Source organism: Arthrobacter sp. zg-Y750 (assembly GCF_020907365.1).
GTDB lineage: Bacteria > Actinomycetota > Actinomycetes > Actinomycetales > Micrococcaceae > Arthrobacter_B.
Genome location: NZ_JAJJOC010000013.1, coordinates 288,200 through 310,046, shown reverse-complemented (window position 1 = coordinate 310,046; position 21,847 = coordinate 288,200). Strand labels below are relative to the sequence as shown.

The window sequence follows — 21,847 nt, the reverse complement described above, 5'->3', positions numbered from 1 at the left end:
GTATCCGGTGCACGCTCCGAACAGCCGGCGAAAAACCTCCGGACAACCCCTTGCCACCTCGCTACTCAGTGTTACTATTTAGTGGTACTCAGTAAGACTAGATAGTGAGGGGGCAGCCGGTGGCGAAGCAGATGACCGAAATGCTCAAGGGCACGCTCGAGGGCATTGTCCTGGCGATCCTTGCGCTGAAACCCGCCTACGGATACGAGATCACGGCCCGGCTGCGCGAAGCGGGGTTCTCCGACATTGCAGAGGGCACCGTTTATGCGCTCCTGATCCGGATTGAAAAACGCGGACTGGTCGACGTTGAGAAGATCTCCTCGGAGAAGGGGCCGCCGCGCAAGGTCTACAGCTTGAATCTGCGGGGCTCCGAGTACCTCGCAGAATTCTGGAGCAGCTGGAGTTTCCTCGAGGAACACCTGGGCCGGCTCCGCCAGCTCGTTGAAAACCCGCCTCAAGAAGGAGCATAACCATGGCCGCACGATGGATTGAGCAGGTGACCGGCTCTTTTGAGGACAAAAAACGCTGGCACCGCTACAAGGAGCGGAAAGCACTTCTTCCAGCCCCCTACCGCACGGCAACGGACGGGCTGGAACGCTACATCATGTACGCGGGCGCCATCTCCAAGGGGGACGTGCTGGCGCAAATGCTGGAAGACCTCGCTGACCTGATGGAGCAGGGCGCGGCCGACGGTCTTCCGGTCCGCGGGATTGTTGGTGAAGATCCGGTGGACTTCGCCGAAACGTTTATTGCCAACTATGCGGACGGGCAATGGATCAGCAAGGAGCGCCGGCGGCTCATCGATGCCATTGACGAATCGGCCGCCCAGGACCAGGCCTAGCGGCGGCCGGCCTCCGGATTGCCGGGGACCGGGCGCTGGGAACGGGAGAAAGCCATGGATACCCTGCACGCCCCGGGACCCGCTGTTCGGGTACAGGGCCTGAAGAAGTCCTTCAAGGAACAGGAGGTGCTTGGCGGCGTCTCCTTCGAGGTCAGCCCGGGCAGCGTGTTCGCCCTGCTCGGCTCCAACGGTGCCGGCAAAACGACGCTGGTTCGGATCCTTTCCACCTTGGCCAAGGCGGACGGCGGCAGCGCCGCGGTCTGCGGGTTCGACGTCGCGGCACGCCCCGACGATGTCCGCCGCTCGATCAGCCTGACGGGACAGTTTGCGGCCGTGGATGAAGTGCTCACCGGCCGGGAAAACCTGGAGCTAATCGCCAAGCTGCGGCATCTGGCGGATCCAGGGGAGGTGGCGGACGGGCTGCTGCACCGGTTCTCCCTGATGGAAGCAGGCCGGCGAAGGGTTGGCACATATTCCGGCGGGATGCGCCGCCGGCTCGATATTGCCATGAGCCTGATCGGCAGGCCGCCGGTGCTGTTCCTCGACGAGCCGACCAGCGGGCTTGATCCGCAGGCCCGCGCCGCGGTGTGGGAGACCATACGGTACCTGGCGCGGGGCGGGACCACCGTGCTCCTGACCACCCAGTACCTCGACGAGGCCGAGCAGCTCGCGGACCGGATTGCGATCCTGAACCGCGGCACCATTGTCCGAAGCGGCACGCTCGCCGAACTCCGGCAGCTCCTTCCGCCGGCCAAGGCCGAATATGTGCTGCGTCAGCCCTCCCTGGAAGAGATCTTCCTGTCAGTCACCGCGCAGGGAAAGGAACTGCCATGACCACCGCCGCCGCCTTCCGTGACACCCGGGCCCTTACCGGCCGTTCGCTGCGGCACATCCTTCGCAGCCCGGACACCGTCATCACCACGGTGATCACTCCGATAGCCCTGCTGCTGCTCTTCGTCTACGTGTTTGGGGGAGCGGTCACTACAGGGTCGGAGGAGCCCTACATCAACTACATGCTCCCGGGCATTCTCCTGATCACCGTTGCATCCGGTGTGGCCTATACCGCCTACCGGTTGTTCCTGGATATCCAAGGCGGAATCTTTGACCGGTTACGGTCCATGCCCGTGGCCAAATCCGGCGTCCTGTGGGCCCACGTGTTGACGTCGCTGACGGCCAACCTGGCGTCTGTCGCGGTGGTGATCGGTGTGGCGCTGCTGATGGGATACCGCACCGGCGCCTCGGCCTGGGCATGGCTGGGTGTTGCCGGCATCCTCACCGTGTTTACGCTGACGCTGACCTGGCTTGCGGTAGTAGCCGGGCTTACCGCCAAAACGGCCGACGGCGCGGGGGCGTTCAGTTACCCGTTGGTTTTCCTGCCGTTTATCAGTTCTGCGTTTGTTCCCACCGATTCGATGCCCGGTCCGGTTGCCTGGTTCGCCGAGAACCAGCCCGTTACTCCCATCGTGGAAACGCTGCGGGCACTTCTGGCCGGGCAGCAACCCGGTGCCGAATTGTGGAGCGCCCTGCTCTGGCTGGGTGCCGTCCTCGCCGCCGCCTACACAGCGGCGGCCGTTGCCTACCGGCGGCGGACCGGCTGACATTCCGGCACTGCGGCCCGCACCGCGGTACCGGCGGCGGCGCCGGATTCGGGTATGGTGTGGCATGCAATCGAGCACATCGATTTGACTGACATGGGGGCAGAATCAAATGGACGAATTTCTCACCTTCGCCGGCATCACCGGAGCGCTGTTGCTGGGACTCTTGACGCTGGTCTTTTACATGATGAACCGGGCCGAGGCGAGGGAACTGAACAAGGACCCGCTTCGCCCGCCGGTGGTGGTCCGGTTCCGGCCCAAGGCATTCTTCTGGCTGGTTGCAACCATTGCCGGCGGCGCGCTGTACCTGTTCCTGGCTGTGACCATGTATCCGGTATGGAACGTGCCGAGCTACGCCGTGGGCCTGATCCTGGTGGTCCTGATCGGCGCCATCCGTCCCATCTATGCCGCGAAGGTCGGCCAGCCGTTTACGGTCGCTCCGGCAGGGGCGACTGGGGAGGCACCGGACGGGCTGCCGCTGCCGGCACCGGCGGGCGGTGCTCCTATCCAGCAGCAGTACCCCGGCTACTACGCCGCCCCTGCCGGCACGGATGCCTTCGGGAACCCGCTTCAGGCGCCGCCCGCCCCAACTGCGCCGGTGCAGTACCCGGGCTTCTCCACGCCGTCGGACACCGGCCGTGACGCCGACGGCGGCCCTGCCCGAACCAGCTGACCCGCACGGGCTGCACAGATTCCCATCATCATTGGCGAAATTAGCCCTTCCGCAGCAGCAGGAGGCGCCATATTTTTCGGATTGTGGGAATCTGTGCAGCCCGGGTATCTACCGCCGGGCCGAAATGACTGCATGGCGGTCCCGCAAGGTGCCCGCACTGTGAGACCCGCGGCCCGGTCCCATGCGCAAACAGCCAAGGCGGACTAGGCTAGGAATATGAGACGCGCAAAGATTGTTGCCACTTTTGGACCAGCGATCGCCAGCTACGAGAATACGGTAGCGGTTCTTCGCGCGGGCGTGAATGTCGCCCGTATGAACATGAGCCACGGCGACCACTCCGTACACAACGCCACGTATGAAAACGTGCGCAAGGCCTCCGCCGAGCTCGGGATGCCCGTAGGCATCTTCGCCGACCTCCAGGGCCCCAAGATCCGGCTGGGCCGGTTCACGGAGGAACCCCACTTCCTGAATGTGGGCGATACCTTCACCATCACCACCGAAGACATCCCGGGCACCCGGGAAATCTGCTCCACCACGTACAAGGGCCTGCCCGGCGACGTGAAGGTGGGCGATTTCCTGCTGATTGATGACGGCAAGGTCAAACTCCGCGCCGTTGACGTCACCTCCACCACCGTGGTCACCCAGGTGGTAGTGCCGGGCAACGTATCCAACAACAAGGGCATCAACCTGCCCGGCGTTGCCGTGAACGTTCCCGCCCTGTCCCAGAAGGATGAGGATGACCTGCGCTGGGCCCTGAACCGCGGCGTCGACATGGTTGCCCTGTCCTTCGTACGTGACGCCGGTGACATTTCCCGCGTTCACGAAATCATGGACGAAGAAGGCCGCCGCGTACCGGTGATTGCCAAGATCGAGAAGCCGCAGGCCGTGGCCAACCTCGAGGAAATCATCGACGCGTTCGACTCCATCATGGTTGCCCGCGGCGACCTGGGTGTTGAACTGCCGCTGGAAGAAGTTCCGCTGGTGCAGAAGAACGCCATTGAGCTGGCCCGCCGCTGGGCCAAGCCCGTCATCGTGGCCACCCAGGTGCTCGAATCCATGATCGACAACCCCCGCCCGACCCGCGCCGAGGCCTCAGACTGCGCCAACGCGGTGCTCGACGGCGCGGATGCCGTCATGCTCTCCGGCGAAACTTCGGTGGGCAAGTACGCCATCGAAACCGTCGAGACCATGGCCCGCATCATCGAATCCACCGAGGAGCACGGCCTGAACCGCGTTCCGCCGCTGGGCTCCAAGCCGCGTACCCGCGGCGGCGCCATCACCCGTGCCGCCGTCGAAATCGCCGACCAGCTGGATGCAAAATACATCTGTACTTTCACCCAGTCCGGTGATTCCGCACGCCGCCTGTCCCGCCTGCGTCCGTCCAAGCCGGTGTTCGCCTTCACCCCCGTGGAGCAGACGTACCAGTACATGACCCTGTTCTGGGGCGTGGCTCCCAAGCTGGTGGACTTCGTCGAGCACACGGACCAGATGACCGCCCAGGTGGACCGCACCCTGCTCGAAGAGGAACTGGTGGAAGACAATGACCTGGTGGTCATCGCTGCCGGTTCGCCTCCCGGACAGGCCGGCTCCACCAACAGCCTGAAGGTGCACCGCGTGGGCGACATTGCCGACGCCGGCCAGCGCTACGAAGGCCAGGAGCGCATCAAGGAAAAGGTCGGTCCGTGGCCGGTCAAGGAAAGCAAGAAGGGCAAGGCCAAGGCCATCTAGCCTCCGCCGCCCGTACTGCACCTACAGGAAAGGTCCCGTCCAGATGGACGGGACCTTTCCTGTAGGTGCTTCGGTGTCTAGAAGATCAGTTGACCTGGTTGATGATGGTTTCGGCCACTTCACGCATGCTCAGGCGGCGGTCCATGGAAGTCTTCTGGATCCAGCGGAAAGCTTCGGGTTCGGTCAGGCCCATTTTGGTGGTCAGCAGCGACTTGGCACGCTCCACCAGCTTGCGCGTGGCGAACTGTTCCTTCAGATCGCTGACCTCTTCTTCCAGGGCCTTGATTTCCTCATGGCGGGAGAGGGCAATCTCGATGGCCGGAATCAGGTCCGCCGGGGTGAAGGGCTTGACCACATAGGCCATGGCGCCGGCCTCGCGGGCGCGCTCCACGAGTTCTTTCTGGCTGAACGCGGTCAGCAGCACTACGGGGGCGATGCGGGCCTTGACGATCTGCTCGGCGGCGGTGATGCCGTCCATCAGCGGCATCTTCACATCCATCAGCACGAGGTCCGGTTTCAGTTCCTTGGCCAGCTGAACGGCCTTCTCTCCGTTGTCAGCTTCGCCGACGACGTCGTACCCCTCACCGGTGAGGATCTCGACAATGTCGAGGCGGATAAGGGTCTCGTCTTCAGCGACGAGAACGCGGCGGGCCGGGGCGTTGGTGTTCGACGACGCGGACTCGGTGGACTCTGACACGGGTGGCTCCTCAGGTACGGTCTCGCCTGCCGGCGGACCGGCAGTTCACGTAATCAGCCTATCCGCATGTAGAGTTGTTTTGCGTCCAACACGGCAACTACCCGTTGTTCGTGACACAGGGCACGCCCGAATGGCGGAATTGGCAGACGCGCTGCACTCAAAATGCAGTATCGAAAGGTGTGTGGGTTCGAGTCCCACTTCGGGCACCAATTGTTGAAGAGGCACCCCGGTCTTCGGACCGGGGTGTTTTGTTTTGGCTGCGGCTAACGCCCTGTTCCTCGCGGAATGATCCATCTGCGCTAGTTGTCCGAAGTGCCGGGTCCGTCGCCGTGGTCGGGATGGAGGTCGATCCCGTGGGAGGGACTGATCCGGAATTCCGTAAAGTCAACGCGCAGGTCAGCGCGGGTGGGGGAGCAGGCCATGATTCCCGCCTGGCAGGGCCGGTCCTCCAGCGGGAGATACGCGAGCCGCAGGCTGCTCCACCGGGCGTCTGGCCCCTGTGGCTCCAGATACGTCACGTGGATTGCATTGGCTTGCCGCGACAGTTGCAGGGTCACCTCGTTGCTGCTGCGTGCCAGCGGCCTGAGCGACCAGTCCGACGTGCCGTTGGTGACCACCGTGCTCAGCTGCAGTGCGCCGTCGCTGTACTCCACCCCCGCCTTGACCCAGGTCCGCTCATTCGCCCGGACCATAAGGCCGGCCTGGTCATAGAGCGTGGTGAAGTCGCCGCTAAACGTCACGGCCACTGTGAAGTTGCCCGTCACCTCCCGGTAGAAAAAGTGTCCGCTATCCCGGATAAACCCATAGTGGGTTTCCCGCCAGAAGTCGGTCTCAAGGGCGGTATGAAGGGTTAGTGAGTCACCGGTGTCCTGCCACTTGGGCGGTTCGTTGAGCCACTTCATGCTGTTGAACATTTGCAGGCCTTCCTGACGGGTTGCTGCCGCACGGCACGCCGCGAGCTTAGCCAGTAATCCCGGGTAGGGCAGCTACGGGACACGAGCCGACGCGCAAGCAGCTGGCTGGGCTAGGCTGGAGCGCGCCTTGCCCGCATACCCGCCAGAGGAGAATGATTCGCCGTGTCCGAACGGTTCCAAGTAGTGCCCGCAAGTTATCTGGTCTTCCCGCAGGAAGACCGAGTGCTGCTTCAGCTCCGCCAGGGCACCGGCTACATGGACGGCTACTGGGCCACCGCAGCCGCCGGGCATGTGGAGGCGGGGGAGTCCGCCGTGCAGGCCGCTGTCCGGGAGGCCCGGGAGGAGCTCGGCATTCTCGTGGCGGCCGACGACGTCGTGCCCCTGACCGCGATGCACCGCACCAACGGGGACGGCCAGGCGATCAGCGAGCGGGTGGACTTCTTCTTCACCTGCACCCGTTGGACCGGGGAGCCGCGCATCATGGAACCCGGCAAGGCGGCGAAGCTGCAGTGGTTTGGCCTTGATGAGCTGCCCGGCGCCGTCGTACCCCATGAACGCTATGTCCTGGAGCGCCTGCGCAGCGGTGTACCGCCGATTGTCGCGTTCGGATTCGAGTACGCATGATCCACAGCGCAGGCCTCCTGCTGTACCGGCTGCAGCCGGACGGCCTCCAAGTCTGGATCGGCCACATGGGCGGGCCGTTCTGGGCCCGGAAGGACGAACACGCCTGGTCCGTGCCCAAGGGTGAATACCTGCCGGGGGAAGAGGAACCCCTGGCCGCGGCGCTGCGCGAATTCGGTGAGGAAATGGGGAGCCCGGCGCCGGCTGCTGAGTATGAGCTGCTGGGCAGTTTCCGCCAGTCCTCGAAAAAGACGATTACCGTGTTCGCTGCCGAGGCGGAATTCGCGCCGGAGCGAATAGCCAGCAACACGTTTGCCCTTGAGTGGCCCAAGGGCTCGGGCCGGGTCCGCGAGTATCCGGAGATTGACGACGCCGGCTGGTTCCCCGAGCCCGAAGCCCGGACCAAGCTCGTGAAGGGCCAGGCGCCGGTGCTCGACGCCCTGCTGCGCCGGCTGGCGGGGCAAGCCTAAAGGCTGAGGGATCCCCGGTCGGGGGATCCCTCAGCGGTTAACCCGCGAGGGTCTGCGCGTACGCAACCAGTGCGTCCCGGACAAACCGGGCACCGGAGGCGAACTCGCGGGTGTAGTGCGCCGCGAACCGTTCATCGGCGGCGTACATCTGCGCGAGGCCGGCCAGCAGCTGCGGATCGAGTTGCCGCTTCCCGGTGCCGGCGGCAATCCATTCCGCGTGCCGCCGGGCAAGCTCCTGCACCTGCGCACTGTCAGGTGACAGCCCGCGGCGCTGCACGTCGTCCCAGGCATCCTGCAGGGAGGCGTGTTCGGCCGTGAAGCCGCGCTTGCCTGCGTCATCCAGGGAACGCCACCACCGGTCGGATTCCGCATAGGCCTCCCGGCCCCAGCGTTCCTCCACCTCCTCGCGGTACTGCGTGGAATCGAATCCTTCAAACATCTTTTCCGCCATGATTTCCTCTCCGCCTTCCAGGGCAGCCAGGGTTGAGCGCACGGCAACAACCTGCGCCTGCAGCCGGTGCTGTTCGGCCTGCAGCTGGACCAGATGCCGGGCCAGGGCCGCGGCGTCGTCCTGTTCACCGTGCAGGACCTTCCGGATTTGCGGCAGCCCCAAGCCCAGGCCGCGCAGCAGCAGGATGCGCTGCAGCCGCACCAAGGCGTCCCGGTCGTATCGCCGGTACCCGTTGCTGCCTACCCGGCTGGGCGGCAGCAGGCCGATGCTGTCGTAATGGCGCAGCGTACGGGACGTGGTCCCGGCAAGCTTCGCCACTTCCTTGATGGACAGATCCATGTGCCCTCCCTTTCGCTGTATCTCCAGCGTAGAAGTTGACGCAGCGTCAAGGTCAAGTGACTGGCGAATCCGCCCGTCGGACGGCCTGCAGGCCGCCGGGCATATCCGGAGCACGGGCCGGGCGGCTACCCTCAAACGGTAGGACTGAGAACATCCCAGCAGTTGCTCCGGGAGGTATCCCCATGCCCGCACATTCAGCGCAACCGGCCGAACCCCAGTCCGCCGCTTCCGGGCGGCAACAACCGCAAGCCGCGCCCTCGCGGATAGGCGCCTACCTCTCGCCGCGCACGTGGCTGCTGCCGGTGCTGGTGCTCCTGCTCCTGGGCGGCGCCGGCACCGCGCTGTACATCGGCGGGCTGGGCAGCCCGGGGAAGAATCTGGACCACTTTCCGATCGCCGTGGTGAATCAGGACCGGGGCGCGGACACACCCGGCGGAAGCAGGGAAAACCTGGGCGGTAACATCACCGACCAGATGCGGCAGGGGTTCGACGGCTCGGATGAGATCGATCTGCGGGTGCTGTCATGGGATGAGGCGCAGGACCAGATGCGCGACGGTCAGATCCACGGAATGATGGTGATCCCGGAAACGTTTTCCGCCGATGCCCTGGCCCTGGTCAGCGGTGCCCTCAGCGACGCTGGCGTGTCCCGCCCGGCCGTGACGGTCTATACCAATCCACTGGCCGGTCCGCTGGCCAGCAGCCTCGCCACCGGCGCCATCAACCCGGCCCTGGATCAGGCCAACAAGAGTCTGGGTGAACAGCTGACCGCGTCCGCCCAGACCGCCCAGACAACGGCACAGGCGGACCTGCAACGCCGGTTGGAGGCGCTGGGCGCGGACCTGCCGCCGCAGCTGGAACAGCAGCTCGCCCCACGTGTTGACGGAACCTCCGCAGACCTGCTTGAGGATCCGATTGCCGTGACGACCACCGCCTTCGAGGAGCCACCGGAGGGCGCAGCTCTGGGCGAGGGCGCCTTCTTCTACTCGGTGCTGCTGATGGTGGTGGGTGTCAGCGGGTCAGTGTCGCTGCATTTCCTGGTGGATGCGCGGCTGGGGGTTGCGCCGGTGGAGCTGGGAACGCGTTTTGTCCTGGACCCGCCGCTGCGTCCAGGCCGCTGGGCCACCTATCTGCTGATGTGGGGGATTGTGGTGGTCGGTGCGCTCCCCACGGCCGGACTCATGATGTGGGTGGCCTCCGCCGTCGGGATGCCGATCCCGCACGGGGCGTTGTTCTTCTTCACCACATGGCTGTCCATCGTCACGGTGTCCGCCGTGACCCTCGCCCTGATCGCCCTGCTGGGCAGCGCCGGCATGATTCTGTCGCTGATCTATGTGGTCTTTATGGGCCTGCCTTCCGCCAGCGGTGTGGTGCCCCTGGAAGCGCTGCCCGGCTTTTTCCGGTTCATTGCCCCGGGTGAGCCGCTCTACCATATGACCACGGCCAACCGGGCGGTGCTGTACTTCGACGCCGAGGCGGACGCCGGGCTGCAAAGCGGGATCATCGGGATGCTGATCATCCTCCTGATTGCGGTGCTGGTGGCTCTGCTGGCTTCCCTGGTTTACGACCGGCTGCTGGGCCGCCGGGGTGCAGGACTGCCGGCGGCGGCGTAGGCAGCAGGCTTTATCCGGAGCGGGTGCCCGACGCCGGCCGCGCCCGCAGGTGGGCCCGCTCGCCCTGCGGTCCAAACAGGGCCAGGAACTCGACGGCACCGGGATCGGCGTTGTCCATCCAGTGCGGAGTGCGGGTATCGAATTCCGCGGCTTCGCCGGGCAGCAGGATCAGCTCCTGCGATCCGAGCAGCAGCCGCAGCCTGCCGCTGAGCACGTAAAGCCACTCATAGCCTTCGTGCGTCTGCAGGGAGGGTTCCCCGGCCGTGCGCCGGGCCGGGAGGATGTACTTGTACGCCCGGACCCCGCCGGCCCGCTCGGTCAGCGGGATGATGGTGGCTCCGTGCCGGCGCAGGGGCCGCATGTGTACACGGGGATCCCCGGTGGCCGGGGCGTCCACCAGTTCATCCAGGGTGACTCCGTAGGTTCGGGCCAGCGGCATCAGCAGTTCCAGGGTGGGTTTGCGCTGGCCGGATTCCAGCCGGGAGAGGGTGCTCACGGATATGCCGGTACCCGCTGCCACCCGTGCCAGCGTGGTGTGCCGTTCCAGTCGGAGGGACCGCAGCCGGGCACCGACCGCGTCAAGTGAAGTATCGGCGTCGTTCATAGGAAGAGTTTGCCATAGCGGCAAAGAATATTGCTCCTGCGAAGTGCTCGGCCGGACACTGAAGGCATCGAAAACTACGTCCGGGAACGGACGGCGGAGGAAAGGCAAACTCATGGAACGAGCAGAAGAGAGCGGTACGCCGCAGGGGGCGTCCTATGACGCGGTTGTGATCGGCGGCGGTGCCGCCGGGTTGAACGGCGCGCTCGTGCTGTCCCGCGCCCGGCGGTCCGTTGCGGTGGTGGACGCGGGGGATCCCCGCAACGCGCCGGCCGCGCAGATCCACAACTACCTGGGCCGGGAGGGCGCCGCGCCGTCCGAGCTGTACGGGACCGGACGGGACGAGGTGCGCAGCTACGGCGGAACAATCCTTGAAGGACAGGCGTCCACCGTTCGGCCGAATCCAGACGGCGGATTCACCGTGCTGCTGGCCGACGGGCGGGAGCTGGGTGCGCGCCGGATCCTGGCTGCGTCCGGGGTCCGGGACATCCTGCCGGACATCCCCGGCATTGCCGGGCGCTGGGGAAGCACGGTGCTGCACTGCCCGTACTGCCATGGATGGGAGGCGCGGGACAAGGCCATCGGCATCCTGGGCACGGATATGGACGTGGCCATGCACCAGGCACTGCTGTGGCGGCAGCTGAGCGACGACGTCGTGGTGTTCCTGCACACGGCAGGGGAACCGGACGCCGGGCAGGCGCGGCAACTGGCAGCGCGCGGGATCCGGACGGTGGCCGGGGAAGTGGTTGGTGTGGAAGGCACCGGCGCCGCTGTGCGGCTGGCCGGAGGCGAACTGGTGGAGCGGGATGCCCTGGTGGTGTTTACGCGGCTGGAGGCCCGGGCCGGGTATCTGGCGGATCTGGGCCTCGTCCCGGCCGAGCAGTACACGGGGGAGGCTCCATTGGGGACCGCCGTCCCGGCCGGGCCCACCGGAGCGACATCGGTGCCCGGCGTCTATATTGCCGGCAACCTGGCCAACCCTTCCGTGCAGGTGATTGCCGCCGCGGCGGCAGGACTGATGGCGGGGGCGGCGATCAATGCGGACCTGGTGGCTGAGGACACTGCGCTCGCCGTGGCGTCGGCCGCGGGTATGCCCGGGGTGTCCCAGGCCTCCTGACGGCCTACAAAAGGTAAACCGAGGACGGCGCCGCCAGGAAATCCCCCGGATGCGTTACGGGTGCAGCGAGCATGCCGGCGCAGGAGTCAATGAGGAAGTAACCGACGCCGGTCCAGTTCGGCTCTTCCACCCCGGCGTGGAGGCGCGCCTCGTACTCGGCGCAAACGCCCAGCACCATACCGCCGAGAATCGAGGAGCGGCCGTAGAGGACGGAAGGGGCGACGTCGCCCGCGGCGGCGTGGGTGCGGCGGACCAGTTCCTCCATCACGGGACTGGCCACCGCCGCACTCACCACTACCTCGTGCACGGACGGCGCACTGCGGATCTGTGACACGAAGCGCGCCCGCCAGCTGGGCACGGGCAGCGAAGCCAGATGCTCAACCCACGGAAGGATCATGGCCGCGAGCAGGTCCGGCAGGGCGGCATCGGGCGGCAGGGTCTCAAACAGCTCGGTCCGACGCCGGTTGGTGTCCTCCAGGTGCCGCGTTGCGAGCGTCCGCAGCAACTCGTCCCGGCTGCCGAAGTGATAGGCGACGGCGGAATGGTTGGCGGTGCCGGCGTGTTCGGCAATCCGCCGGTTGGATACCGCGTCGATGCCGTAGCGGGCAAAGAGTTCCTCGGCCGCGTCCAGCAGTACCGCGCGTGCCTTGTCGCCGTGCTGTCCCATGCCGCTCTTCCCTCTTCCAGACGCTGTTCCGCACGTCGATTATTGATTTTACGCCACATGGCGTAATTTTGACGAGTTGGTCCCACTGACCCCGCCCGGGCCGCATCCGGCCCCCGGCGCACTTCGCACCACCTCGTATATTCAGCACAGGAGCACGTTCTTGACCAATTCTTCCCCTACCTCCACCGACTCCCCGCCGGAGAATGATCCGGGAGCGGAGCCAGCTCAGGAAACGGAAAGCCAGGACCTCGAAGCCGCCGCCGCAAAGCGGGCCAAGGCTGAGAAGATCGGGCGCTACGTCGCCATGTTCCTGATGCCCCTGCTGATGGTGTCCATGCTGGTGGGCGGCTACCTGGCTGCCATGCACTCACCCACCCCGCACAACGTGCCGATCGCCGTCAGCGGCTCCGCCCAGCAGGCGGACCGCTTTGCGCAGGCACTGGAATCCGCAAACGCCGACGCCGTCGATGTCCGGACAGTGGACTCTGCCGACGATGCCCGCCAGCTGGTGCTCGACCGCGAGGTCAGCAGTGCCGTTGTGCTGGGTGACGGAACCGCCACTCTCTACACTGCCGGTGCCGCCGGCGCCTCCCAGTCCAGCACGGTCACCGCACTGCTCGCACCCCAGGTGCTCGCCTCGGGCCTGACCCTGCAGACCGAGGACCTTGCTCCGCTGCCAGCCAATGATTTGGCTGGCCTGGGCGCAATGTTCATGACCACGGCCCTGATGCTGGCGGGCTACATGCCGTTGAGCCTGGCCCTGTCCAACTCTCCGGAACTAATGCGCTTCCGTCGCTTCGTTCCGCTGCTGGCCGGCTGGTCCGCACTGATCGCCGCCCTGGTCTGGACCGTCGTCGGCCCGATCATGGGGATCGTCGAGGGCCACACGGCCGCCGTCCTGGGGATCAGCTGGCTCGCCGTGTTCTCGGTGGGCAGTGCGCAGCTGTTCCTGACCCGCATCCTGGGTCCGATGGCCGTCCTGGTGGGCATGCTGTTCCTGATGGTGCTGGGCGTTCCCTCCTCCAACATGAGCATGTCCGTACACACCATGCCCGGTCTCTACCCGTTCCTGCACAGCTTCCTGCCCGCTGCAGCCACCGGTGAATCCCTGCGGTCCGTCCTGTACTTCGACGGAAACGGCGCGGGCCGGCACCTGATGGTGCTGGTCATCGGCGCCGTGGCAGCCCTGCTGCTGACCCTGGGCATTGATGCCATGCGCCGCCGCAAGGGCAAAGACAAGCCCCTGGCCGTCAACGTTGCATCCCTGCACGGCGGGCCCCGCCCGAAGAACCGCGCCTGGCGCTACGTCACCCTCGGCTTCCTGCCGTTGATGATGGTAGCGATGATGCTCTCCCTGATGCTGGGCGCCATGTACCAGCCCACGCCGCGGGACATGCCCGTCGCCGTCGTCGGCGCCACCACCGAACAGGCCGAGCAGGCAGTTGCCGGGCTTGAAGAGAACATGTCCGGGCTCTTTGACCTGCGCGCCATGGACTCCGCCGATGAAGCGCGGGACCAGGTCCGGGACCGGACCATCACCGCCGCCTATGTGCTGCCTTCGGCCGAGAATCCGAAGTCCACCCTCATTGCCAACCAGGCTGCCGGCATGAGTGCCCAGCAGGTGGTCAACCGTGTCTTTACGCAGGTTGCCGCCGGTCAGCAGATGCAGCTGACCACGGAGGACGTGGCACCCCTGCCCAACAAGGACTCAATGGGCATGTCCACCATGTACATGGCCATGGGTTGGATCATGGCAGGCTTCATGATCATCATTGTTGGCTCCACAGCACAGCCCGCGAGCCGTCCGCTGCGCAAGCTCGTGCCGATTGCGGCCGGCTGGGCCGTGGGCTACTCGGCTCTGCTGTGGGTCATAGTCTCCGTCTTCGTAAACGCCATCGACGGCCACTTCCTCGCCCTTTGGGGTACCGGCGCCGTGGCAATCTTCTGCGTCGCGATGTTCACCGCGGTCCTGGAACGCCTGATCGGCATGCTGGCCATCCTTCCAGCCATCGGCATCCTGATGTTCCTGGGCATTCCAGCCTCCGGCGCGGCAATGTCCATTTACATGGAGCCGGAGTTCTTCCGCGTCCTGCATGATTACCTGCCGATGCCGGCAGCGGTCGAAGCCATCCGATCCATCCTGTACTTCGGCGGCGACACGGTGGGTTCACACCTGCTGACGCTGGGTATTTGGGGCGCTGTTTCCCTGGTGGTCGTTATGATTATCGACCGCATCAAACCGCCGCGGGACGAAGCCTGGCCCACGGACGAAGCACCGGTGGAGCATGCCGCAGACAACGCCGCAGACCGCCCGGAGCCGGTCCGCGCCTGATTGACCGCAGTTCCGCAGCCGGCAACGGCTGAGGCAGGGCCCGCCACCAACGGTGGCGGGCCCTGCCGTTTAATGCGGGGGAGCCGCAGCCGTTCCTGCAGATCCGTTCCTGCCGGCCTGTCACAGAACCGGTCCGGCCGGTGTCCTATGTTCGGGCCGGCAGCCGCCGGTGCGGACGGACACGGTAAGGAGCAAGCCATGGGCAGCACAGTACTGATTGTGGGCGGAGGATACGCGGGGGTGATGGCCGCCAACCGGCTCGCTGCCGCGCAGCGTCCGGGCCTGGCGGTCCAGCTGGTCAATCCCCGGCGGCAGTTCGTGGAGCGGATCCGGCTGCACGAATATGCGGCCGGAAGCCGTGAGGACCCCACTGCGGCCTTCGAGTCGCTGCTGCACCCGGCGGTCCGGCTGGTGCACGGCAGCGCAAAACGCATCAACGACGGCGACCGGACCGTGCTGCTGGCAGACGGCCGGACAATGCCCTGGGACTACTTGGTGTACGCCGTGGGATCCGGACACTCGACGGTACCTGCCGGGGCATTGGCAGTGGACCGGCTATCCGACGCGGCGGCGGCCCGCCGGGAACTGGCAGCCCTGGCGCCGGGCGCGGGGGTGGCCGTGGTGGGCGGCGGATTGACCGCCGTCGAGGCGGCCGCGGAAACCGCCCGCGCCTTCCCGCAGCTGCGTGTGGCACTCTACAGTGCGGGACCGATAGCACCACGGTTCGGGGAGCAGGGCCGCCGGGCGCTGGAACAGCGGCTCCGCCGGGCCGGGGTGCAGCTGCATACCGGCAGTCCCGTTCCGCCCGACGGCGACGTCCGCCGTCACCTGGGCGCCGGCGTCGTGCTGTGGTGTGCCGGGTTTGCCGCACCGCCGCTGGCAGCGGTGAGCGGGTTGCCGGTGAACGGAGAGGGCAGGCTGCGCGTGGATCCGACCCTGCAGGTGCCCGGGCACGGGAGGATCTACGGCGCCGGCGATGCTGCGGTGATTGACCGGCCGGAGTACGCCTATTTGCGGATGTGCTGTGCCGCGGCGATGCCCATGGGGGCCGGCGCCGCCGGCAACATCCTGCGTTCCCTGGACGGCGCCGCGGGTGCGCGTCACGACAGCGGGTTCCGCGGCGTCTGCGTTAGTCTGGGCCGCAGCGACGGAGTGGTCCAGTTTGTGGCTGCGGACGATTCGCCGGCCCGCCTGCACCTGTCCGGCAGGACGGCGGCGGTCCAGAAGGAAATAATATGCCGCATGACGCTTCGGTGGATCCGCGGCGAAGCTAAACGAAGCGGAGCATACACATGGCCAACCGGTCCGAAGATGCAGCCCTCGGCGCCGGCGGTGCAGGCCCAGACGCAGGGCTGAGCAGCGGTCTCCCGGAGCGGAACTCCCAGTTCCTGAACCACCGTGCGCTGGTGTTCACGATTGCCTACGACATCCTGGGGACCGTGGCCGATGCCGAGGACGTGGTGCAGGAATCCTATTTGCGCTGGCGGGCGGTGCCTGAACCAGTGGCTAATCCGCGGGCCTACCTGGCGCGGATAGCCACCCGGCAGGCACTGAATTCGCTCCGCGCAGCCAGCAGGCGGCGCGAGGAGTATCCGGGCGAATGGCTGCCCGAACCTTTGCGCACCGGCCCGGACGCGCTGGCGTCGGACCCGGAAGCCGCGGCGCTCACCGCCGGCGAGGTGTCCACTGCCATGCTGGTGGTGCTGCAGGCCCTGACCGGCCCGGAGCGGGCTGCGTTCCTCCTCCACGACGTCTTTGACTTCGGTTATCCGGAAATTGCCGCAGCCCTGGACGCCGGCGAACCCGCGGCGCGGCAGATGGTCCACCGGGCACGTGTCCGGCTCCGGTCCGGCACGCCCCGGACGGCTCCGGATACCGGCGAGCACCGCGCCGCCGTCCAGCGGTTCCTCGCAGCCGCCATGACCGGGAAGGTCCACTCCCTGCTGGACCTGCTGGCTCCGGAGGTGGTGTTGGTGTCCGACGGCGGCGGCAAGGCCAGCGCGGCGCTGCGGCCGGTCCACGGCCCGGAGAAGGTGGCGCGGCTTATGCTCGGTCTGGCCGGCAAGTACGGGGCCGGAGCAGTGCCGGAGTTCGTCGAACTCAACGGGCTGCCCGCCGTCGCTTTCCGGGAGGCGGGCGCGGTCACCACGGTTTTCCAGCTGGGGCTGTCCGGAGACGGCCGGGTGCAGGCGGTCTTTGCCGTCCGCAACCCGGACAAGCTGCTGCGCCTGCAGGGGTAATTGCCCTGGGATTTCCTGAGCGGGAAGCTTTCCGGGCCGGATCACCGGCTAGACCTGCAGAACATCCCACGGAGTGTGACTCGTGTGCCTTGTGGGGAAACACCAGCCCCAGGTGCCCCAGAGCGTGGGAAAATCTGCTCACGTCAAGGCAGCACGGGCGTGGGGACGCCGGGCCGCCAGTGCCGACCGCTGTCGAGGCCGGCAGATTCGGTACTAGTGTGTGATGCGGACGGCTGCCGCATCCGGGGGCCATAACGAAGGCAGGCTTCCGTGGCTCCCAAGACCATTGTGATCACCGGCGCCAGCGACGGGATCGGTGCCGCCGCGGCCAAGCAGCTGGCGAAGAAGGGCCACCATGTGGTGGTGGTCGGGAGGTCCCGGGAGAAGACTGCTGCCGTGGCCGTGCAGACCGGCCACGAGTACTGCCTGGCCGACTTCGCGGAGCTGGACAGCGTGCGGAACCTCGCCTCGGAACTCCTGCAGCGTTACAGCCGCATTGACGTGCTGGCTAACAATGCCGGAGCCATTTTCGGCAAGGAACGGCAGGTCACCGGCGACGGGCATGAGATGACGTTCCAGGTGAACTACCTGGCCCCGTTCCTGCTCACCCGGTTACTTACCGACCGGATCATTGCCTCCCAGGGCACGGTCATCAACACCTCCAGCGTGGCCAACCGGATCTTCGGGCACGTGGACCTTGAGGACCTGGAAGAGGAAAAGAACTACAACCCGCGCAAGGCCTACGGCGACACGAAGCTGGAGCAAATCCTCTTCACGGAGGAATTCGACCGCCGGTACCGCTCGCACGGCGCCACTTCCACGGCCTTCCATCCCGGCGTGATCGGCTCCAGCTTCTCCAGCTCCGAGGGCTCTGCCATGCGTTCGCTCTACCAGGCTCCCTTTGTACGCCGCCTGTTGCCCACCCCGGAAAAGGGAGCCCGCACCTTGCTCTTCCTGGCCGAAGGCACACCGGGGGAGGACTATCCCACCGGCCGTTACTTTGAACGCTGCAAGGTGGCTCGCCCGAACAAGCAGGCCGGCGACGCCGCGCTGGCCCTGGGCTTGTGGAACCGTTCCGTGGCGATGCTGGAGCCCTAGGGCCGGAATTCCGCCGAACCGCCCAGCACCGAACCGCGCAGCACCGAACCGCCCAGTACCGAACCGCGCAGCACCGTGGCATCCATGGCCCGGCGCCGCCGCACCGCGGGAACCAATCCGGCCGCGGCAAAGCTGTGCGCGAGGCCTTTGACCTGGCCGGCGGCGCATTCCACCAGCAGCACGCCCGACGGCGCCAGCCATGCCGGTGCCTGCGCAGCGATCCGGGACAGGACCGCCAGCCCGTCCGGGCCGCCGTCGTGCGTCACTTCCGGCTCGTGGAGCCGTGCTTCGGGCGGAAGCATCGCGAGCTGCCCCGTTGGCACATAGGGAGCGTTGGCCACCACCAGGTCCACCCGCCCGCGCAGCCCGCCGGGCAGGGCGTCGAAGAGGTTCCCCTGCAGCACTGTGACACGCGCGTCCAGGTTGCGCTGTGCGCAGGCCACCGCGGCTGCATCGATGTCCACGGCGAAAATTTTGTTTGGGTCAGCCCGGTGGGCAATCACGGCACTGACCGGGCCGGCACCGCAGCACAGGTCAACGACGACGGCGCGCGGCCGCTCCACCAGTTCGGTCACCGCCAGCCGGGCCAGGAATTCGGTGCGGCGGCGCGGAACGAACACTCCATCGCCGACGTTCAGGCGCAGGCCGCAGAACTGAGCCCAGCCCAGCACATACTCCAGCGGCCGCCCGGCGGCACGCTCGGCGACCATCCGTTGCAGTCCGGCGTCGTCCGCCGCCTCGGCCAGCAGCAGCGCGGCCTCTTCCTCGGCGTATACACAGCCTGCAGCCCGGAGCAGCGCAGCAACGCGGCCGCCACCGGCCGGCGCAGGAGCTCTTCCCATGGCAGGAGTGTCCCGCATTCCGGGCGCGCCCGGTAGCGCCCGCCCGGACTATTCGGTGGCGGCCAGCCGGCGGGCGGAGTTCTCGTCCAGGATCAGGTCCGTGACCAGTCCCGCCCGCAGCGCGCCCAGCAGGCTGGTGGTTTTGGTTTCCCCTGCCACTACGCAGATCCGCCGGGGCACCTGCCGGAGCGTGGCCAGGTCCGGGCCGGTGCTGCGGTCATTAAGCCGGATGCCGTCCCAGGTGCCGTCGGCACGGTAGAACATAGTGGCGACGTCGCCCACTACGCCTTCGGCCAGCAGGTCATTGACGTCTTCCTCGTCCAGGTAGGCGCCGTTGTAGACGTGGCTGGGCACGCCGGCTTCCATCGACCCGACGCCGAAGATGGCCGTGTTCATCCGTGCCTGCAGGTCCAGGACCCGCTTGACGGGCCGCTCCCGCCACATGGCTTCCTTCGTCCCGGCGTGGTCAAAGAATGCCGGCACCGGGAACTGCACCACGCGGGCCCCGTAGGCGTGGCCGAAGCGCTGCAGGATTTCGCTGGCGTAAGTGATGCCCGAGGTGCGGAAGTTTCCGGCACCGTTCATCTGCACAATAGTGCTGTCATGGGTGTTCTTCATCGGCAGGTGCTGGCTGACGGCCGTCAGCGTTGATCCCCAGGCCACACCCACAATGGCGTCCGAATCAATAAGCGGGCCGATCATATGCGCGGCCTGCACGGCCACCCGCTGCAGCACCTGGGCGGGGGAGACGCTTTCGGTCACCGGTACTACGTTGGCCTGGATCCCGAACCGGGAACTGATCTGCCGTTCCAGTGCCGGCGCCCGGTCCGAGGGGCTGCGGATCTCTATCCGCACCAGCCCGGTGCTGCGTGCATGGGAGAGCAGCCGGGAAACCGTGGACCGGGAGATCCGCAGCTCGCGTGCAATCGCCTCCATGGTCAGGTTCTGCAGGTAGTACATCTGCGCCGCCCGGAGGGCGTCCCTGTCCCGCCCGTCTTTCTCCGACGCTCCGGGTCCAATGTGCTCCGGAAGCCCGGGAGTGAGACCAATGTTCACAAGTTGTCCGTCCGCACCGCTTTGTTGACCATAAAACCATTATCGCAGGGTGCACGTTTGTTCATTGACTCGATCGGGCGTGCCGGCGGCTTCGAACATTGTGGGATATGGCAATGCAGCCACAGAAGCGTTTGGAGATATACGTGGACAATTCCGTGAACCCCAGCAAGGACAAGACCGCCACCCGTCCGGTGGTGAAGCAGCTGAAGGACCGGCCCCGGGCTTCGGTACTGATCATCGGCGGCGGCATCAACGGCGTCGGCACATTTCGCGACCTGTCACTGCAGGGCGTGGACGTAGCCCTCGTGGAGCGCGGCGACTACTGCCAGGGCGCCTCGGGTGCGTCCTCCCACATGATCCACGGCGGCATCCGCTACCTGGAAAACGGCGAGTTCCGCCTAGTGCACGAGTCGGTCGTGGAGCGCAATGCGCTGCTGAACCTGGCCCCGCACTACGTCAAGCCGCTGCAGACCACCATCCCGATCACCAGCACGTTCTCGGGCATCACTGCTGCACCGATGCGCTTCCTGACGCACAAGCCGGGCAAGCCGAACGAGCGCGGCGCGCTGCTGATCAAGGCCGGCCTGATGATGTATGACTTCTTCTCCCGCGGCGGCCGCGTGGCCCCCAAGCACAACTTTGTCGGCAAGAAGAAGTCCCTGCAGGAACTGCCCCTGCTGCGCCCGGACGTTAAGTACACCGCCACTTACTTCGACGCTTCCGTGCACAACCCGGAGCGCCTGACCCTGGACGTGCTGCGCGACGGCCTGGAAGCCAACAAGCAGTCCCGCGCCAGCAACTACGTCAGCGCCGTGGGCACCACCGACGCCGGCACGCTGCTGCGCGACGAGCTGACCGGTGAAGAATTCGTGTTCGACGCCGACGTCGTCATCAACGCCACCGGCGCCTGGGTCGACGAGACCAACGATTCCTTCGGCAAGCGCACCTCCTTCATGGGCGGCACCAAGGGTTCGCACATCGTGCTGGACCACCCGGAGCTGCTCGCAGCATGCAACGGCCGCGAAATGTTCTTCGAGCACACTGACGGCCGCATTGTCCTCATCTACCCGATGGGCGACCGCGTGCTGGTGGGCACCACGGACATCGACGCCGACATCCGCGAAGCCTCGGTATGCACCGACGAGGAGATCGAGTACTTCTTCGAGCTCATCGCCCACGTGTTCCCGACCGTTGACGTGCGCCGCGACCACATTGTGTACACCTTCTCCGGCGTTCGCCCGCTCCCGAAGCACGACGACACGCAGCCCGGCTTCGTGTCCCGCGACTACCGGATCGAGAAGCGCACGGACAAGCGTGCCGGCAAGAATGTCACCAGCCTTTCGCTGGTTGGCGGCAAGTGGACCACCTTCCGCGCACTGTCCGAGAACCTCGCCACCGAGGCCATGACGGCCCTCGGCATGCCGCGGAAGACGACGACGGCGGGTCTTCAGATCGGCGGCGGCAAGGACTTCCCGCGCACCGAGGCTGAAGAGCGCCTGTGGATCAACCGCACCGCCAACGAGGTTGCCGACCGGAACCGCGTCCGCGTCCTGCTGACCCGTTACGGCACCCGCGCCACCGACGTGATGGCCTTCCTGGCCAAGGGCGCCGACCAGCTGCTGGCCTCCACCAACGAGCTGAGCACCCGCGAACTCGAATACATGGTGCAGAACGAGCAGATCACCCGTCTGGCCGACGTCCTGATCCGCCGCACCTCGCTGGCCTTCCGCGGACTGGTGTCCGAGGAAATGCTCAACGAGATGGCCGGCCTGCTGGCACCGCAGCTCGGTTGGGACGACGCCGAAACGCGCCGCCAGGTCGAGTCCGCACGCGACCTGCTGGTCAACATGCACGGCATGAAGATCGCTGCGCTGGCTTCCTAGCAGTTAGCAGCAAAAAGGGCGGGCACCGTTTGGTGCCCGCCCTTTTTGCTCGGCCCCGGCTGCCGGGAGTCC

General features: G+C 66.4%; 22 protein-coding genes and 1 tRNA gene. 16 read left to right on the top strand and 7 right to left on the bottom strand.

What is annotated here, in order from left to right:
- Positions 1-119 precede the first annotated feature (119 nt).
- From LOC57_RS09265 to pyk, 6 genes are all read left to right on the top strand, one after another.
- Positions 120-470: a PadR family transcriptional regulator gene (locus tag LOC57_RS09265; protein WP_331460650.1), complete on the top strand. Its 351-nt coding sequence runs from the start codon at positions 120-122 to the stop codon at positions 468-470.
- 2 nt (positions 471-472) lie between these two features.
- Entirely contained in the window at positions 473-841 is a 369-nt protein-coding gene (locus LOC57_RS09260; RefSeq protein WP_229959290.1) for a DUF1048 domain-containing protein, read from the top strand.
- Between the two features lie 54 nt (positions 842-895).
- Positions 896-1,675 (top strand): ABC transporter ATP-binding protein, encoded by a 780-nt coding sequence (locus tag LOC57_RS09255; RefSeq protein ID WP_229959289.1) that lies wholly within the window; start codon positions 896-898, stop codon positions 1,673-1,675.
- A complete protein-coding gene (locus LOC57_RS09250; protein WP_229959288.1) occupies positions 1,672-2,439 on the top strand; it encodes an ABC transporter permease in 768 nt (255 codons plus the stop codon). Before LOC57_RS09255 ends, LOC57_RS09250 begins: the two co-directional genes overlap by 4 nt.
- A 109-nt stretch (positions 2,440-2,548) precedes the next feature.
- Entirely contained in the window at positions 2,549-3,109 is a 561-nt protein-coding gene (locus LOC57_RS09245) for a hypothetical protein (protein WP_229959287.1), read from the top strand.
- A 216-nt stretch (positions 3,110-3,325) separates the two neighbouring features.
- Positions 3,326-4,837, top strand: coding sequence for a pyruvate kinase (gene pyk / locus LOC57_RS09240; protein ID WP_227911170.1), 1,512 nt, complete (start codon positions 3,326-3,328; stop codon positions 4,835-4,837).
- Between the two features lie 85 nt (positions 4,838-4,922).
- On the opposite strand, the gene LOC57_RS09235 is transcribed toward pyk, so the two are convergent.
- Positions 4,923-5,534, bottom strand: coding sequence for an ANTAR domain-containing response regulator (locus tag LOC57_RS09235; protein WP_227911171.1), 612 nt, complete (start codon positions 5,532-5,534; stop codon positions 4,923-4,925).
- Positions 5,535-5,658: 124 nt separating this feature from the next.
- Between LOC57_RS09235 and LOC57_RS09230 the strand changes: the two genes are divergently transcribed.
- A tRNA-Leu gene (locus LOC57_RS09230) sits at positions 5,659-5,743 on the top strand.
- 90 nt (positions 5,744-5,833) lie between these two features.
- On the opposite strand, the gene LOC57_RS09225 is transcribed toward LOC57_RS09230, so the two are convergent.
- Positions 5,834-6,448, bottom strand: coding sequence for a DUF1349 domain-containing protein (locus LOC57_RS09225; RefSeq protein WP_229959286.1), 615 nt, complete (start codon positions 6,446-6,448; stop codon positions 5,834-5,836).
- Positions 6,449-6,610: 162 nt separating this feature from the next.
- On the opposite strand from LOC57_RS09225, the gene LOC57_RS09220 reads away from it, so the two are divergent.
- Both LOC57_RS09220 and LOC57_RS09215 read left to right on the top strand, forming a co-directional pair.
- A complete protein-coding gene (locus LOC57_RS09220) occupies positions 6,611-7,072 on the top strand; it encodes an NUDIX hydrolase (RefSeq protein ID WP_229959285.1) in 462 nt (153 codons plus the stop codon).
- Entirely contained in the window at positions 7,069-7,539 is a 471-nt protein-coding gene (locus tag LOC57_RS09215; protein WP_229959284.1) for an NUDIX domain-containing protein, read from the top strand. The genes LOC57_RS09220 and LOC57_RS09215 overlap by 4 nt, the downstream gene beginning before the upstream one ends.
- Positions 7,540-7,576: 37 nt before the next feature.
- Here the strand turns inward: LOC57_RS09215 and LOC57_RS09210 are convergent, their stop codons facing one another.
- Positions 7,577-8,329, bottom strand: a complete 753-nt coding sequence (locus LOC57_RS09210) for a MerR family transcriptional regulator (RefSeq protein ID WP_229959283.1) — start codon at positions 8,327-8,329, stop codon at positions 7,577-7,579.
- Between the two features lie 182 nt (positions 8,330-8,511).
- Here LOC57_RS09210 and LOC57_RS09205 point away from each other — a divergent pair, with 182 nt between their 5' ends.
- On the top strand, positions 8,512-9,939 hold the full coding sequence (locus LOC57_RS09205; protein WP_229959282.1) for an ABC transporter permease: 1,428 nt from the start codon (positions 8,512-8,514) through the stop codon (positions 9,937-9,939).
- 10 nt (positions 9,940-9,949) lie between these two features.
- Here LOC57_RS09205 and LOC57_RS09200 read toward each other — a convergent pair whose 3' ends face one another.
- Positions 9,950-10,543: a helix-turn-helix domain-containing protein gene (locus tag LOC57_RS09200; protein ID WP_227911177.1), complete on the bottom strand. Its 594-nt coding sequence runs from the start codon at positions 10,541-10,543 to the stop codon at positions 9,950-9,952.
- A gap of 112 nt (positions 10,544-10,655) precedes the next feature.
- Between LOC57_RS09200 and LOC57_RS09195 the strand changes: the two genes are divergently transcribed.
- Positions 10,656-11,657 (top strand): NAD(P)/FAD-dependent oxidoreductase, encoded by a 1,002-nt coding sequence (locus LOC57_RS09195; RefSeq protein ID WP_229959281.1) that lies wholly within the window; start codon positions 10,656-10,658, stop codon positions 11,655-11,657.
- A gap of 4 nt (positions 11,658-11,661) precedes the next feature.
- Here the strand turns inward: LOC57_RS09195 and LOC57_RS09190 are convergent, their stop codons facing one another.
- Positions 11,662-12,324: a TetR/AcrR family transcriptional regulator gene (locus tag LOC57_RS09190; protein ID WP_229959279.1), complete on the bottom strand. Its 663-nt coding sequence runs from the start codon at positions 12,322-12,324 to the stop codon at positions 11,662-11,664.
- Positions 12,325-12,484: 160 nt separating this feature from the next.
- Between LOC57_RS09190 and LOC57_RS09185 the strand changes: the two genes are divergently transcribed.
- The 4 genes from LOC57_RS09185 (at position 12,485) to LOC57_RS09170 (ending at position 17,994) form a co-directional block, all read left to right on the top strand.
- Positions 12,485-14,656, top strand: coding sequence for an ABC transporter permease (locus tag LOC57_RS09185; RefSeq protein ID WP_229959277.1), 2,172 nt, complete (start codon positions 12,485-12,487; stop codon positions 14,654-14,656).
- A gap of 198 nt (positions 14,657-14,854) precedes the next feature.
- On the top strand, positions 14,855-16,012 hold the full coding sequence (locus LOC57_RS09180; protein ID WP_229959275.1) for an NAD(P)/FAD-dependent oxidoreductase: 1,158 nt from the start codon (positions 14,855-14,857) through the stop codon (positions 16,010-16,012).
- Positions 15,949-16,896, top strand: coding sequence for an RNA polymerase sigma factor SigJ (sigJ, locus tag LOC57_RS09175; protein WP_229959273.1), 948 nt, complete (start codon positions 15,949-15,951; stop codon positions 16,894-16,896). The genes LOC57_RS09180 and sigJ overlap by 64 nt, the downstream gene beginning before the upstream one ends.
- A gap of 270 nt (positions 16,897-17,166) precedes the next feature.
- Positions 17,167-17,994 carry an SDR family NAD(P)-dependent oxidoreductase gene (locus LOC57_RS09170; protein WP_229959271.1) on the top strand — a complete coding sequence of 276 codons (828 nt, stop codon included), beginning with the start codon at positions 17,167-17,169 and terminating at the stop codon, positions 17,992-17,994.
- Here LOC57_RS09170 and LOC57_RS09165 read toward each other — a convergent pair.
- Positions 17,991-18,836, bottom strand: a complete 846-nt coding sequence (locus LOC57_RS09165; protein ID WP_229959269.1) for a putative protein N(5)-glutamine methyltransferase — start codon at positions 18,834-18,836, stop codon at positions 17,991-17,993. The genes LOC57_RS09170 and LOC57_RS09165 overlap by 4 nt on opposite strands.
- A gap of 48 nt (positions 18,837-18,884) precedes the next feature.
- Positions 18,885-19,886, bottom strand: coding sequence for a sugar-binding transcriptional regulator (locus tag LOC57_RS09160; RefSeq protein ID WP_442860126.1), 1,002 nt, complete (start codon positions 19,884-19,886; stop codon positions 18,885-18,887).
- Positions 19,887-19,999: 113 nt separating this feature from the next.
- On the opposite strand from LOC57_RS09160, the gene LOC57_RS09155 reads away from it, so the two are divergent.
- Positions 20,000-21,775 carry a glycerol-3-phosphate dehydrogenase/oxidase gene (locus tag LOC57_RS09155; protein WP_229959267.1) on the top strand — a complete coding sequence of 592 codons (1,776 nt, stop codon included), beginning with the start codon at positions 20,000-20,002 and terminating at the stop codon, positions 21,773-21,775.
- Positions 21,776-21,847: the final 72 nt, after the last annotated feature.

What these genes read in the sequence shown, in the direction of transcription:
- sigJ (WP_229959273.1), top strand. Translation starts at nt 15,949, where the DNA reads ATGGCCAACCGGTCCGAAGATGCAGCCCTCGGCGCCGGCGGTGCAGGC.
- LOC57_RS09255 (WP_229959289.1), top strand. Translation starts at nt 896, where the DNA reads ATGGATACCCTGCACGCCCCGGGACCCGCTGTTCGGGTACAGGGCCTG.
- LOC57_RS09225 (WP_229959286.1), bottom strand. Translation starts at nt 6,448, where the DNA reads ATGTTCAACAGCATGAAGTGGCTCAACGAACCGCCCAAGTGGCAGGAC.
- pyk (WP_227911170.1), top strand. Translation starts at nt 3,326, where the DNA reads ATGAGACGCGCAAAGATTGTTGCCACTTTTGGACCAGCGATCGCCAGC.
- LOC57_RS09245 (WP_229959287.1), top strand. Translation starts at nt 2,549, where the DNA reads ATGGACGAATTTCTCACCTTCGCCGGCATCACCGGAGCGCTGTTGCTG.
- LOC57_RS09260 (WP_229959290.1), top strand. Translation starts at nt 473, where the DNA reads ATGGCCGCACGATGGATTGAGCAGGTGACCGGCTCTTTTGAGGACAAA.
- LOC57_RS09190 (WP_229959279.1), bottom strand. Translation starts at nt 12,324, where the DNA reads ATGGGACAGCACGGCGACAAGGCACGCGCGGTACTGCTGGACGCGGCC.
- LOC57_RS09200 (WP_227911177.1), bottom strand. Translation starts at nt 10,543, where the DNA reads ATGAACGACGCCGATACTTCACTTGACGCGGTCGGTGCCCGGCTGCGG.
- LOC57_RS09195 (WP_229959281.1), top strand. Translation starts at nt 10,656, where the DNA reads ATGGAACGAGCAGAAGAGAGCGGTACGCCGCAGGGGGCGTCCTATGAC.
- LOC57_RS09180 (WP_229959275.1), top strand. Translation starts at nt 14,855, where the DNA reads ATGGGCAGCACAGTACTGATTGTGGGCGGAGGATACGCGGGGGTGATG.
- LOC57_RS09215 (WP_229959284.1), top strand. Translation starts at nt 7,069, where the DNA reads ATGATCCACAGCGCAGGCCTCCTGCTGTACCGGCTGCAGCCGGACGGC.
- LOC57_RS09155 (WP_229959267.1), top strand. Translation starts at nt 20,000, where the DNA reads ATGGCAATGCAGCCACAGAAGCGTTTGGAGATATACGTGGACAATTCC.
- LOC57_RS09205 (WP_229959282.1), top strand. Translation starts at nt 8,512, where the DNA reads ATGCCCGCACATTCAGCGCAACCGGCCGAACCCCAGTCCGCCGCTTCC.
- LOC57_RS09250 (WP_229959288.1), top strand. Translation starts at nt 1,672, where the DNA reads ATGACCACCGCCGCCGCCTTCCGTGACACCCGGGCCCTTACCGGCCGT.
- LOC57_RS09210 (WP_229959283.1), bottom strand. Translation starts at nt 8,329, where the DNA reads ATGGATCTGTCCATCAAGGAAGTGGCGAAGCTTGCCGGGACCACGTCC.
- LOC57_RS09165 (WP_229959269.1), bottom strand. Translation starts at nt 18,836, where the DNA reads ATGGGAAGAGCTCCTGCGCCGGCCGGTGGCGGCCGCGTTGCTGCGCTG.